The 14,021-nt window shown below is 41.4% G+C and carries 10 protein-coding genes; all 10 read right to left on the reverse strand.

The genetic code is table 11. The features are described 5' to 3' along the window. Window position 1 precedes the first annotated feature (1 nt). The 10 genes from DFQ03_RS03640 to DFQ03_RS03685 all read right to left on the reverse strand — a co-directional run bounded on the left by DFQ03_RS03640 (window position 2) and on the right by DFQ03_RS03685 (window position 13,951). On the reverse strand, window positions 2–586 hold the full coding sequence (locus tag DFQ03_RS03640) for a DUF2911 domain-containing protein (protein ID WP_133671649.1): 585 nt from the start codon (window positions 584–586) through the stop codon (window positions 2–4). 19 nt (window positions 587–605) lie between these two features. Further along, window positions 606–3,107, reverse strand: coding sequence for a heavy metal translocating P-type ATPase (locus DFQ03_RS03645; RefSeq protein WP_133671650.1), 2,502 nt, complete (start codon window positions 3,105–3,107; stop codon window positions 606–608). A 2-nt stretch (window positions 3,108–3,109) separates the two neighbouring features. Further along, window positions 3,110–4,336, reverse strand: a complete 1,227-nt coding sequence (locus DFQ03_RS03650) for a permease (protein WP_133671651.1) — start codon at window positions 4,334–4,336, stop codon at window positions 3,110–3,112. Window positions 4,337–4,416: 80 nt separating this feature from the next. Further along, on the reverse strand, window positions 4,417–4,872 hold the full coding sequence (locus DFQ03_RS03655; protein ID WP_133671652.1) for a heme-binding domain-containing protein: 456 nt from the start codon (window positions 4,870–4,872) through the stop codon (window positions 4,417–4,419). Next, the gene (locus DFQ03_RS03660) at window positions 4,873–5,463 is read right to left on the reverse strand and encodes a DUF3347 domain-containing protein (RefSeq protein ID WP_133671653.1); all 591 of its coding nucleotides are present in this window, start codon (window positions 5,461–5,463) and stop codon (window positions 4,873–4,875) included. Window positions 5,464–5,493: 30 nt separating this feature from the next. Next, window positions 5,494–7,815 (reverse strand): multicopper oxidase domain-containing protein, encoded by a 2,322-nt coding sequence (locus tag DFQ03_RS03665; RefSeq protein WP_133671654.1) that lies wholly within the window; start codon window positions 7,813–7,815, stop codon window positions 5,494–5,496. A gap of 70 nt (window positions 7,816–7,885) precedes the next feature. Beyond that, window positions 7,886–8,452, reverse strand: coding sequence for a helix-turn-helix domain-containing protein (locus DFQ03_RS03670; RefSeq protein WP_133671655.1), 567 nt, complete (start codon window positions 8,450–8,452; stop codon window positions 7,886–7,888). 2 nt (window positions 8,453–8,454) lie between these two features. Then, entirely contained in the window at window positions 8,455–9,672 is a 1,218-nt protein-coding gene (locus tag DFQ03_RS03675) for a TolC family protein (RefSeq protein ID WP_133671656.1), read from the reverse strand. Next, entirely contained in the window at window positions 9,669–13,421 is a 3,753-nt protein-coding gene (locus DFQ03_RS03680; protein ID WP_133671657.1) for an efflux RND transporter permease subunit, read from the reverse strand. The genes DFQ03_RS03675 and DFQ03_RS03680 overlap by 4 nt, the downstream gene beginning before the upstream one ends. Before the next feature lie 110 nt (window positions 13,422–13,531). After that, window positions 13,532–13,951, reverse strand: coding sequence for an HYC_CC_PP family protein (locus tag DFQ03_RS03685; protein WP_133671658.1), 420 nt, complete (start codon window positions 13,949–13,951; stop codon window positions 13,532–13,534). Between the last annotated feature and the right edge of the window lie 70 nt (window positions 13,952–14,021).

A 14,021-nucleotide genomic window follows, 5' to 3' on the forward strand; every position in this document is an offset into this window, starting at 1 on the left:
ATTATTTTATTTCAAAAGGAAATTCAATCGTGACTTTTTCCCAACTCATTGAGATTGTTCCTGAAGTCTCTGTTGTTTTGTTTACTTTATACTCTAAATGTTCTTTAATTTCTTCGGAAATTTTAGGTATCACTTTAAATCGTAATACATCATCATTTTCAGTATAGTCGTCCTTACCGTGTTGGTTCCAATTCCTGTTGAAAATGACAGTCCATTCTTCTTGATTCGGAATTACAAAAAATCCATATTTCCCAGCTTTTAATTCTTTACCGTCAATTTCTAAATCCTTATTTGTTTCAAGCCAAGTAGCCATATGGGCACCAGCCTGCCAGACTTGGTCGTAAGCCAACAATCCACCGAAAATGATTCTATTCCTCACGCCTGGCGACGAATAATCTATATGGATATGTGCATCGCCTATCATCGCCATTGCCGATGTGTGTGGACTTAGGGTTTTTTTGTTCTCGGATTTAGGTTCACTCTGGGTATGATTGTGCTCTGTCTCTATTTTGGGATTGTTCTTTTCTTCGTTTTTACAACCGATGAAAGCAACTACCAATAGGATTATCAAAATTTTATATTTCATAAGTATTCAATTAGTTAGATTATATTTTTTTACTTTTTAGACGTAATGAGTTGGCAATTACCGATACCGAACTGAAGCTCATCGCCAAAGCCGCAATCATTGGGGATAATAGTATTCCGAAAAACGGGTACAGTAGTCCTGCTGCTATAGGAATACCCAGCGTGTTATAAATCATTGCAAAAAAGAGGTTTTGTTTGATATTGCGCATTACGACATCACTTAGGTTTCTTGCCTTTACGATTCCGTGTAAATCGCCTTTCACCAAGGTAATTGCTGCACTTTCAATGGCAACATCCGTACCTGTTCCCATAGCGATACCTACGTCACTTTTTGCCAACGCTGGGGCATCGTTTATGCCATCACCTGCCATTGCAACCACCTTGCCTTGCTCTTGTAATTTCTCGACTTCTTGTAATTTGTTTTCCGGTAGCATACTTGCTTGAAAATCGGCAAGGTTAAGTTCATCTGCGACAGCTTTGGCGGTGTCGTGATTATCACCAGTAAGCATAATGACCGCAATTCCCTTATTCTGCAAATCCTTGATAGCTTTTGCACTCGTTTCCTTGATTTTGTCGCCGATAACGACGTAGCCGGCAACTTGACCTTCAACAGCGAGATAGGAAACCGTTTTCCCTTGTTTTTGGTAGGATTGTGCCTCTTCTTCCATAGCTTCGGAAACTGTAGTATTGCCCTTTTCCATCATTTTAGCATTACCCAAGGCTACTTCTTTTCCGTTCACTTTACCTTCAACACCCTTTCCTGTAACTGCGTTAAATCCATCTGCCTTTAAAAATTCTGCGTTTTGTTCTTTGCCATATTTTACGGTGGCTTCTGCCAGCGGATGTTCACTTTGGCTGTTCAAGGAAACAATGTATTGCAGTACTTCGGTTTCGGTAAACCCCTTGTCAAAAGAACCCACTTTCTCGACCGTTGGTTTTCCTTCGGTTATCGTTCCTGTTTTGTCTACAATTAGCGTATCTACCTTATCCATTTTCTCAAGGGCTTCAGCATTCTTGATAAGCACCCCATTTTGTGCGCCTTTACCAACACCGACCATTACGGACATAGGTGTCGCAAGCCCCAAAGCACACGGACAGGCGATAATCAATACGGCAATGGCATTGACCAAGGCATAAACATAGGCTGGCTCTGGCCCCCAAATTGCCCAAATGGCAAATGTAACAACAGCGATTATAACAACTATTGGCACAAAATATCCCGAAACGGTATCTGCCAACTTTTGGATGGGCGCACGGCTTCGACTGGCATCGTTGACCATCTGTATTATCTGTGATAACAAGGTATCGGAACCTACCTTTTCGGCTTTCATTAAAAAAGATTGGTTACCATTGATTGTTCCGCTACTTACTTTATCATCTATTGATTTGTTTACGGGAATGGGTTCACCAGTAATCATCGATTCGTCGATGGAAGTTTCACCTTCGGTGATCACGCCATCCACGGGAATCTTATCGCCCGGCTTGACACGCAGAATGTCACCCAATTCAATTTCATCGATGGCCACTTCTTGTTCTTCGCCATCAACTACCTTTACAGCCTTGTTAGGTGCCAATTTTAAAAGTTCCTTGACTGCGGAATTGGTCTTGCTATGCGCACGAGCTTCCAGAACCTGCCCAAGCAATACCAAAGTTAGAATGACCGTTGCCGCTTCAAAATAGACGTGAACGGTACCTGCCTCGGTCTTGAATTGATCTGGGAAAAAATCGGGAACGAGCATCCCGAACACGCTGAACAGCCAAGCAACACCTGCACCGATACCGATAAGCGTAAACATATTTAAGTTCCACGTCTTTATACTGCGGTAGGCACGTTCAAAGAACATCCAAGTAGCGTAGAATACCACAGGGATAGAGAGCGCAAATTGAATCCAATTCCAATAGTTTAATTCTAAAACATCATATAATGGATTGTTGGGCAGCATTTCGGACATTGCAATGATAAAAATGGGCAATGTGAAAGCGACCGCTATCCAGAATTTTTTAAGCAGTTTTTTATAGGTCTTTTCTTCTGCGGATAAATCGGGTTCCATAGGAACTAAATCCATCCCACAAATTGGACAGCTTCCCGGTTCATCCTTAATAATTTCGGGATGCATCGGACAGGTATATTGGGTGTCGGAAGTAGCCTTTAGGTTCACTTCTTCAACCAAATCCATCCCGCAAACAGGACAATCGCCTGGTTTGTCGTAAGTCTTGTCGCCCTCGCAATGCATCGGGCAATAGAACGTTCCCGTTCCTTTGCCTTTGGGTTTCTCTACTTTCTTCTTATCGTGGGTATGATGATGTTCCCCATTTTGATGGATGCTGTATTGCCCACCGTTCGTTTTCAGCGCCTCTTGAAATTTTTCGATGGGAATATGTGATTGCATTTCAATGGTCGCTTCGGCTTTTTTTAAATCGACAGATGCATTAGTTACACCTTCGATTTTGGAAAGCGTCTGTTCGACGTGGGTTCTGCAACCGTTACAGGTCATTCCGTGTATATGGTAAGTATGTTTCATAATCATTGAATAAAAAATTTGACAATTAATCCACCAGCAAGCCATACGTAACAAATGAAGGCCGCATATTTTAATATCGTTTCCAGTAATGGACTTTTGGGTGCCATTTCGCTCATTGAATGTTCAACGTCTTTACGCTTGAAAAACCCTAAGTAAATCAGGTATCCTGATATTGCGAGAAAGGCGATATTTAGATAGAATGTGTAATCAATCTTGAAATGGTCTTTATCTTGAATCTTGACCTGCGAAGGGTCTGGTAACATACCCAACAAATCGAATGAATAGTGCAAGGCTAAGGATGTTCCAATTAGAGCGGTAAAGAGTAGGAACAAAATGAAAAACGACATTTTCCAACCGTAATACTTTGCGTTAATACGTAGTACAGGAAAAACCACCAAATCACTAAAAATAAATGCCATTACACCTGCAAAACTCACACCTTTACCAAACAGTAAAGCTGCTAAGGGAATGTTGCCCATTGAACCGATAAAAGTCAAAAACGCAGCAACCGGCCCCACAACAATATGTTCCAGAACTTCGAGAAAGGTAAAATCCGTTTTTCCTTGACCACTATTGATAAATAGCGTTTGGAAAAACGAATCTGGGACGAAGGCCGCTACGATTCCAGCAATGGTAAAACCAACGGTTACATCCTTCCAGACCATCTGCCATTCCATCTTGTATTTCTTGGCGACCCTTGCCCAGCTATCTTCCTGCTGTATCTGCTTTTTCCAGTCTTTGGAATCATCCATTTCATCATCATCCTGACCTTCAAGATTTTTCTTCGCTTTTTCAATGAGTTTTTTGGGATTGATAATGCGGATAAGGACCCAGCAGATGAGTATGAGCAATATTCCACCTACATATTCCCCGACCACAAACTGCCATCCCAAAAAGATGGAAATGATAATTCCCAATTCAATGACCAAGTTTGTCGATGCCAGTAGGAAGGCAATAGAGGACACAAAACTCGCCCCCTTTTTGAAAAGGGATTTTGCGCTTGCCAAAGCTGCAAAGCTGCACGAGCTACTGATAAATCCGAAAAATGTACCCAACAGCACACTTTTGGATTCGTCTTTCCCCATTGTTTTCTGCATCCGTTTTTCGGTTACAAAAATCTGTATCATACTACTGATAATGTAACCCAAAATGAAAGCCCAAAGCGCCATCCAGAAAAATCCGGTGGTCGTATAAGCAGCTTCGCCCCATTGTTTTAGAAAATCGTTCATACGTCTTTGTTTTATTGTGCCTGACAAGGGAAGAGCTACTAACTAACCAACCATCAACTTGCCCTTCCCATACCAGGACTTTATTCCAAACTGTCTTTTAACGCTGTCATATAATCTATTATCATCCTCTTATCTTCATCTGAAAGAATTGCATCCCTGTGAATGAGTGTATAAAAATCCAAAGGCATTTTATCTTCTTCAATTTGGCTTATGATAGACCGAAGTTTACTGTTCTTTCGCCGGTCTGAAAATGTTGCCCATTCATTAAAATTAAGTTCGTCCTTACCTTCTTGTATGTGGTCTTTCAGATACCAAGCCGCAGGCTGTATCTTACTATACCACGGGTAATCTGTATTATTACTGTGGCAATCGTAGCAAGAAATCTGCAACCGATTTTTTATCGTTGCAGGTACTTGATTTTCGACCATAAAATCACTTTGCGGTACAGTATCGCTCTCGTTCAGGATTATTGGAAAGGACTGAATCACTATCAATGCCACAAGGGCAAGCCACGCTATGATTTTTAAAAACTTCAATTAGTTGATTTCTCGCTGTACTTTACCGCATTTCAACATTTTGTCACCGAAATAGGGGTTTCTAATTTCCTCGTTCATACTAAGCCAAGCACCACCCTCATTATTATTATACATAGGGCAGAATTGCTCGTATATCTTCATCTCAGTTCCGGTAATGGCAACCATATCGGTCAGATCCTTGCTCAATATCTTAAAGTGCTCACGCTGGTGTGCCATATCACTTTCTGAAATGTGTTCTGCGTGTTCAATTGCGTCTTCCATAATATCCTTGAGTTCCTGTTGCTCACTATCTGAATAGCTGGATGCATCAAAACTACCCAAAGCACTTGCAAGCGTGGTGCCCAGTTGTTTTGCCTTGTCATTATTTGTTTCGACAAGTGCATCTTTTAGTTTAAAATAGTCTTGTAGAACTGCTTTTGCACCTTTGTTTTCATTCATTTCCATATCGTCTTTGTCATCCATAGACTCTTGATGCATTTCGTTGCTCATAGGTGTAGCAGGTTCATTTTTGTTTCCTTCTTTGCAGGAAACCGTAAGCATCATTGTGGCAGCAAGCGCCATTGTTCCTATTGTTCTTTTTACTGTTTTCATTTTTGTTATTTATTTAAGTTAATAATTGTTCTAAAATCTTAATGAAAGTCCACCACCCCAACCAAAGCGATTGTCGTAGCTTCCCATAAGAGAAAAATCTCTACTCAGCACATATTCAAGGCCTACTTGCCAAGTCGTCTCTTCCTCAAAATCAGTTCCCTGTTCTAAATCGTTGACCCAACCAAAATCCATTTGGTATTCATATTCGCCATAGAGGGCTACATTTCTGAAAATCATAGTTGCCGTAGCGAAAGAAATTGTGGGTCTAAGTTTATTGTCAATTCTCAAATCGGAATCAATAAGTAACGGCAGTAAATACCTCACACCAACAACACCCGTTGTGGAAATCTCATCAAGACTATCTTTACCCTCGTTTTCAACATTTACACCACCAAATACCCTGAAGTAGCTATTGAGCCAACGCTCATACGTAAATTCGGCTTCCAGATTCTCATTCCAACCGTACTCGCCACGTAGGGTAAATTGATTCCGAATATTAGTGGCCGTATAAAGCAGTTCCGTCATATGACTTGCACCGGTAACTTCGCCCCAAGTCCAAATATGGTCTGCTTCGGTGGTCAGGTTGGACAATGGATAACCTTTTAATCGCTCATCACGAGGGGTGTCATAACTGAATACTCGCGCCATTCCGCTGTTAATGTGATAAAGAACGTGGCAATGGAAGAACCAATCACCGTACTCAACGGCATCAAATTCGATGACTACTTTCTGCATAGGTGCGACATTGACCGTGTGTTTCAACGGACTTCGTTTGCCATTTTCGTTCAATACCCGGAAAAAGTGACCGTGCAGGTGCATAGGGTGGTGCATCATTGTCATATTGTTCAATGTAATACGGACGACTTCACCTTGATTGATTTTGATTTTATCGGTCTCGGAAAGCGGTACACCATTGATTGACCATACATAACGATTCATATTTCCCGTAAGGTTGAAGAGCATTTCCCTAATAGGTTTATCATCATCAAACTCTGTATTTTCAGGTGCTTTCAGGTAGTGATAATTGAACTCTGGATTACCACCCGTTTTCATATTGTTGCCAATGACTTTGTCCTGTGGAATCATATAACCCATTTTCATTCCACCATCCATTTGCATCTTATCGTCTTTCATTTTCATATCCTGATGAGCCATATCGTCGTGCATCATTTTCGTGGAATCCTTATCTTTTTGCATTCCATCCATCTTCATAGCGTATTTTTTCATCTTCTTAATGGAATCATTTTTTGATGGATTTATCTTGGCAGCAGGGGCACCCATTTTCATATCCATAGCCATCATTTCCTGCATTTGCTTAATGAGGTCAGGTTTTGGCACATCTGGTGCTTTCAATACTTCGCCAGTTCCTAAAAAAGCGGAAGCCTGTCCGGAACCATCTTGTGAAGTGGCTCGTATTTCCAATTTCCCGCTATTGGGAATGGTAACAATGAAGTCATAGGTTTCGGCTACGCCGATAAGGGTTTTGTTTTTCCTGACGGGAACTACATCCAGACCATCAGATGAAACCAACAGCGGGTCGTCGCCCCCAAACGTGAGCCAGAAATAAGAGGCAGCAGCGGCATTTACAAAGCGGACACGGACTTTTTCCCCAGGTTCAAACTCTGGGTATTGACCTTCTGCTTGTCCATTTATAAAAAAGAGGTCGTAATAATTGTCAAGTATGGCCATATCCGGCATACGTTGCCACATCATTTTCAGCTTAGCACCCGTGGCACCTTTGGCAATAACCTTGTCCCAACTTTGTATCTGATTTTTCTTGATGAGATACCATTCATTGCCACGCTTCAAATTTCTGAGTTGGGATTTTGGATTTTCGTCCATCCAATCGGATAGTACGAGCACTAAATCCTTGTCATATTCTAATTCCGTTTCTTTCGGGTTGATTTGAATTGAGCCATAAACACCACGTTGTTCTTGAAGTCCTGTGTGTGAATGATACCAGTAGGTACCCGATTGCTTTAGGGCGAACTTATATTGTTGTGTCTCGCCAGGTTTTATGGGTGGTGTCGTCAGGTAGGGTACGCCGTCGTAAAAGTTGGGAAGAATTAAGCCGTGCCAATGTACCGAGGTTTCCTTATCCATCTTATTTGTTACGTTGATGATGGCAAATTCCCCTTCATTAAATTCAAGATTTGGTCCGGGAATACCGCCATTAATGACCATAGCTTTAACGTCTTTTCCGGTATAGTTGACTGTTTCGTAACCAATAGTCAAATCATAGACCCGTTCTGGCCAATTGTCAACATTTTCTTCTGTCTCATTCGATACAAATTGTGCTTTTGCGCCAAAAGTGATGAGCATTGTTAGAAGTAATGTGATTTTATATTTCATAGTTCTTAATTTTATTTGGATAAAATTACCGCTGTTAATCAATAGCTTGTGTCATAATCTTGGTTGTTATCTATATAATTTTGTCCAATGAATTCCTAAAGTTTTTCTGTTGTGATTTATACTCGGTCAGGCTCATTCCCGTTTCGTTTTTGAACTGGCCACTTAAATGATTGATATGGCTATAATCCAATAGTTGACTTATCTCGGTAAAATTCTTTTCCTGTGTTTGTATGAGTTCCTTGACCTTTTCGATTTTCAGTTTAATGAAGTATTTTTCAATGGTATTTCCTTGTGTGAATGAGAATACCTTACTGATTTTTGAATAGTCTTGATGTAATTTTTCTGATAGGTGCTTAGATAATTTGTCGCTTAGTTGGATGGGTAGATTTTCCATCATTTTTATAAGAATAATTTTCACCTGCTCAGTTAGTGTATCCTCAGCAGAATCGATAATTGCGAAGCCGTTATTACTCAGAATTTCCTTAGTAGCATATCGCTCATCGTCGTTCTTGATGTCAAGTTTTACACGTCCCAATTCAATTTCTTTTAGTTCAATGCCCTGCAATTCAATTTCAGATTTGAGCACCTTGATACATCTATCACAAACCATATTTTTTATGTAAAAATCCTTGACCATAATTAATTGATTAGATAGTTAATAATGGCCGATTGTACATAGTACATTTGCACCGACTCGATTTGATTCATCTGAAACTTCAACTGCAATTCCTGAATGTCCAGCACATCGTTAAAATCGATAGTGCCAGTTTCATAATTTTTTACCAGAATTTCTTCGGCATCTTGGGCTTGTTTTAGATTGCGTTCTTGTGTGTAGTAAGCAATGCGAGCTTGGTTGCGTTGTGATTGCGCTTTCGCGAAAGCGGATTCCAGCACATTCAATCGCTGTTCCCTTTGGGTCTCTATTTCTTGCTGTCGCAGTTCATTTTGTTTTGAAATGGATTTGTAGCGGTTATTGAAAATGGGTATAGAAATCGACACCATTGGCATCAATACATCTTTCCCATTATCGCTGAAGTTAACATCGCTACGTTCGGTTACGGGCAAGTAATCCACACCAAAACCAATCATAGGTAAGCTTTCACGCTGGTTGAGTAGTTCAGATTGTGCCACAGATTCATAAAGTTTATCGTATTTGAGCAGTTCAGGATTGAGCGCCAGCGCTTCATTGTCATAAAAAGGGTCTTCCTGCGGAATTTCCATTTCTGGAACTACGTCAACAGTCATCATTGATTCACGGTTGAGCAAATTGTTAAAAGCTGTTTGTTCTGCCGTAAATTCTTCTTCCAAAACTTCCTTTTGTTGCTGTAACTCATTTTGCCGTATTTGAAGTCGCAACACATCTACGGCACTCGCTTTACCTACTTCTACAGACGTGAGTGCAAGTTGCTCATAGGTTTGCAATAGCTGTATATTTTCATCCAGCACAGCTTGCTTGGCACGTATAGAATACAGGCTATAATAGGATTGTGCGACCGAAAGTGCGAGCTTGCGCTTTGCAATCGTGATTTCCACATATTCGGCATCTGCCATTGCGGTGGCATAATTTTCACGAGTGGTTATGGTGCCAAACCACGGCAACATCTGTTTTACACCAATTCGTGCACGTTGTGCGCCCACTCTGGTTTCTGGCTCGCTCACAAAATAACCGGCACTCACTTCAGTATTTGGAATCCAGTTGGCTTCGTTTACCTTTTCTTCGGCGATGTTGTATCGCAATTCAAAGGCTTGAATTTCTGGATTATTAGCTTCAGCTTCCTGAATGTAGGACTGTAATTGTTGCGCTTTCGCGAAAGCAGTAACAAACAAGAACACGAGTATATATTTCAATTTTTTCATTTGTTTGCTCTTTTAAGTTGGTATTCCTTTTTCCAGCTATATAGAACTGGCAACAAAAAATAGGACGTAACATCGATTATCATTCCGCCAAAAATGGGTATCGCCATTGGTATCATTATGTCGCTTCCTTTTCCTGTAGATGTAAGTACTGGTAGTAATGCCAAAACCGTGGTTACGGTAGTCATCAAACACGGACGAATACGTTTACCTGCGGCTTCCAAAGTGGCGAGACGAATGCCTTTTTTGTTGTCTGGTTCGTTGCTTTTGAAAGATTGGTCTAAATAGGTGGCCATTACCACACCATCATCCGTAGCAATACCGAAAAGGGCGATAAAACCTACCCAAACGGCCACACTTAAATTGATGGTTTTCATATTGAACAAGTCCCGCAGATTTTCGCCGAAAAAGCTGAAGTTGAAAAACCAATCTTGCCCATACAACCAAATCATTATGAAACCACCTGCAAAGGCTACGGCAATGGCGGTAAACACCATAAGCGATGTAGAAACCGACCTGAACTGGAAATACAAAATCAAGAAAATAACCAGCAAACAGAGTGGTACGACAACCGATAAGGTTTTCTCTGCCCGCAACTGATTTTCATAAGTACCCGTAAAGCGATAGCTAACACCTTGTGGTACGACCAGCGAACCGTTATCAATATTTTGTTGAATCAAGGCTTGGGCATTTTCTACCACATCTACTTCGGCAAAGCCGTCGAGTTTGTCAAACAGCACGTAGCCAATAAGAAAAGTGTCTTCGCTCTTAATAACTTGTGGACCTTGCTCGTATCGAATTTCAACCAATTCGCCCAGCGGTACGGGACTTCCTTTTTCAACAGGAATATAGATATTACGCAAGTCGTCTGGATTTGCCCGCAATTCTCGTGGATAGCGAACTCGAACGGCATAACGCTCACGACCTTCCACGGTTTGCGTTAGTGGCATACCGCCCACGGCCACTTGAAGGATTTCCTGCACGTCCATAATGGACACGCCATATCGAGCCAATTGGTCTCGTTTTATATCTATAAGCAAATACGGCTTGCCCACGATACGGTCTGCAAAAACAGCTTGTTCCTTAACGCCTTCGGCTTGTTTCAATATGTCTTCCAGTTGTAGTCCAAAGTTTTCAATGGACTTTAAATCGGGACCTTTTACCTTGATGCCCATAGGCGCACGCATTCCCGTTTGTAGCATTACCAGTCGAGTTTCGATGGGTTGCAACTTAGGTGCAGATGTCACGCCTGGTAATTTGGTTACTCGAACTATCTCGTTCCAAATATCATCAGAACTTTCGATTTCTGGTCGCCAGTTTCGGTAGTACTCGCCATCTTCATCTTCAATCAAATCTTCGCGTGTAACGGTAGTCTTGAACGATGCTTCGGCATAGTTGACATTATCATCTATCTCATTGTTTGGGTTGATGATGAACTTGTCATTCTTCAGTACAAATAATCCATCCTCATTGACCTTGTACCGCTGTCGCTCGCCAGAACTATTTCGCATATATTCCGATTTATACTGAATGACATTCTCATACATCGAGAGTGGTGCTGGGTCAAGAGCACTTTCTGTTCTACCAGCTTTTCCTACTACAGTTTCGATTTCAGGGATGCTTGCCACCGCCATATCGAGCTGTTGTAAGACTCGCTTGTTTTCTTCAACACCTGCGTGAGGCAGGGAAGTAGGCATCAACAGGAATGAACCTTCATTGAGCGCTGGCATAAATTCCTTGCCTGTGTTGCGCATTATAAGGATACCCAGCGTGAGCACCGTAGCAGGAATGATTAAGAACAGATATCGGTTCTGAAGTGCCCATTTCAAAATACGTTCATAGTATATCCTGAAAATCGAGAACACACCGAGCAGCCCAAAACAGATGATGGAAACAAATATCAGGTTCATCACGATGCTTCGGTCAAAGCCCAATGGTCGCCAGTATTCTGCTAATAAAACTACGATGGCAACAGATGAAATGATAATGTCAAGCAGGTTTTTACGCTTTCGCGAAAGCGTACCACGCATCCTAAAAAATGATGTTGCAGCAAAAGCGATAAGAATAAGCCCCAGCCAAAAGCCGTAAACGATGGCGAGAATTCCTAACAAAACGAGTAAACCATTGATGGCGTACTGTGTACGTTCCTGCAAATTCGTCTTACGGAAAAGGAATGCCGCAATGGGTGGAATGAGAAATAGTGCAATGATAAGCGATGCTGTGAGTGCCATTGTTTTGGTAAAGGCAAGCGGACGGAATAGTTTTCCTTCGGCACCAATCATTGTGAATACGGGTAGGAAACTGATAATGGTCGTTAGTACAGCTGTTAATATAGCACCAGAAACTTCGGCGGTTGCGTTGTAGATGATTTCGTTTGTGGTGTATTCCTTACCATTTTCATTAAGTCGAAGCTTTTCATCTTCCAAGTGCCTAATCATATTTTCGGCGAGTATCACACCTACGTCCACCATCGTTCCTATGGCAATGGCAATACCTGAAAGGGCGACGATATTGGCATCAACATTAAAGAGCTTCATCGTGATAAAAACCATCAAAACCGCCACGGGTAACAATCCTGAAATAAGGAGGGATGCACGCAGATTAAAGACCATTATGATAATGACCAAAATGGTAATCAAAATTTCTAAAGTCAGCGCTTCGTTAAGCGTGCCTAACGTTTCTTGAATGAGTTCAGTACGGTCGTAAAACGGCACGATGGTTACTTGCGAAGTGCGACCATCTGCCAATGTTTTTGTGGGAAGTCCAGAGCTTATTTCAGCAATTTGAGCCTTGACATTATTGATGACTTCCAACGGATTTGCACCGTAGCGAGCGACTACGACACCACCTACGACTTCGGCACCTTCCTTGTCGAGAATTCCACGCCTGGTAGCTGGACCCAAATGGACGTTCGCCACATCTTTGATGCGGATAGACGTAAAGTTTTCAGAATCTACTACGGCACTTTCAATATCTGTGATGGACTTGACGTAACCCAATCCGCGCACGAGATATTCCGCTTGATTGATTTCGAGGGTTTGTGCGCCTATGTCTTGATTGCTCTGCTTAACGGCCTTGACCACATCGCCCATACTCACGTTGTATTGACGCATTTTTTCTGGGTCGATATCCACTTGATATTCCTGAACATAACCACCTATGGAAGCCACTTCAGAAACACCACTTGCAGACGATAATCCGTACTTCACATAGTAATCCTGTATACTACGCAATTCCTGTAAATCCCATCCACCAGTCACGTTACCCTCTTTGTCGCGACCTTCCAGCGTATACCAAAATATCTGTCCCAGACCTGTGGCATCTGGCCCAAGAGAGGGATTGACACCATCGGGCAAAAGGTTTGCAGGAAGTGAGTTCAGTTTTTCAAGTATGCGACTGCGTGACCAGTAGAACTCGATGTCTTCTTCAAAAATGATATAGATGCTTGAAAATCCAAACATAGACGAACTACGAATGGTTTTCACACCTGGAATACCGAGAAGCGAAGTGGTAAGAGGATATGTGATTTGGTCTTCAATGTCCTGTGGCGAACGCCCTTGCCACTTGGTAAAAACAATTTGCTGGTTCTCGCCAATATCAGGTATGGCATCAACGGCAACTGGGTCTGTAGGTAAAAAGCCCGTTTCCCAATTAAAGGGTGCGTTGACCACGCCCCAACCCACAAATAGGGCGAATAGTAGAACGGCAACAAGTTTGTTTTCTATGAGAAATTTAATGCTCTTATTCAGCATAACATTTGATGTATTAGATAATTGGAATTACGTGTTGCAGAATATGGCAAACACGAGTTTTTAGCCCACTACAGCATAGCTATTGGGCTTCATTCAAAAAATCTAACAAATCAAATTAAGAAAGTCTGGTACATCACTTGCACATCCCGTTTGACAAAGGGTCGCGGGTAATCTTCAAAAGGAACTTCTTCAGATTCGGTTCCTTCAAATAGGTTTATATAAGAATATGTAAAAGCAGCGATGAACGTTTGCTGCTCGAAAGAAAGTGTGTCAAAAGATATTTTAAGGTCGTCTTTGCCTTCCTTTACAATTTGTTGGTCAGTACAACAAGATTTCTCAGTCATTTTAGGATTCTCACAAGTTTTGGTAGGTTGCGCTTTTTCCATTCCGCAACCTTCAGCTTTTGAGAATAAACTGAAATCGACCAAATTGTCCCCACAATAATGCATATCCACAGTAAATGACATAGTAGAGAACATCACTACAAAGGCCATCGAAATGGATAATATTTTATGGAAAACCTGTTTCATCGTTGCAAAATTACAAAAATTTAACAGTTTCTATTGGGATTAACAGAAATTTAATTTTCTCATTAAGTTT

Origin of the sequence: Maribacter caenipelagi, assembly GCF_004364175.1 — a bacterium.
Lineage (GTDB): Bacteria > Bacteroidota > Bacteroidia > Flavobacteriales > Flavobacteriaceae > Maribacter > Maribacter caenipelagi.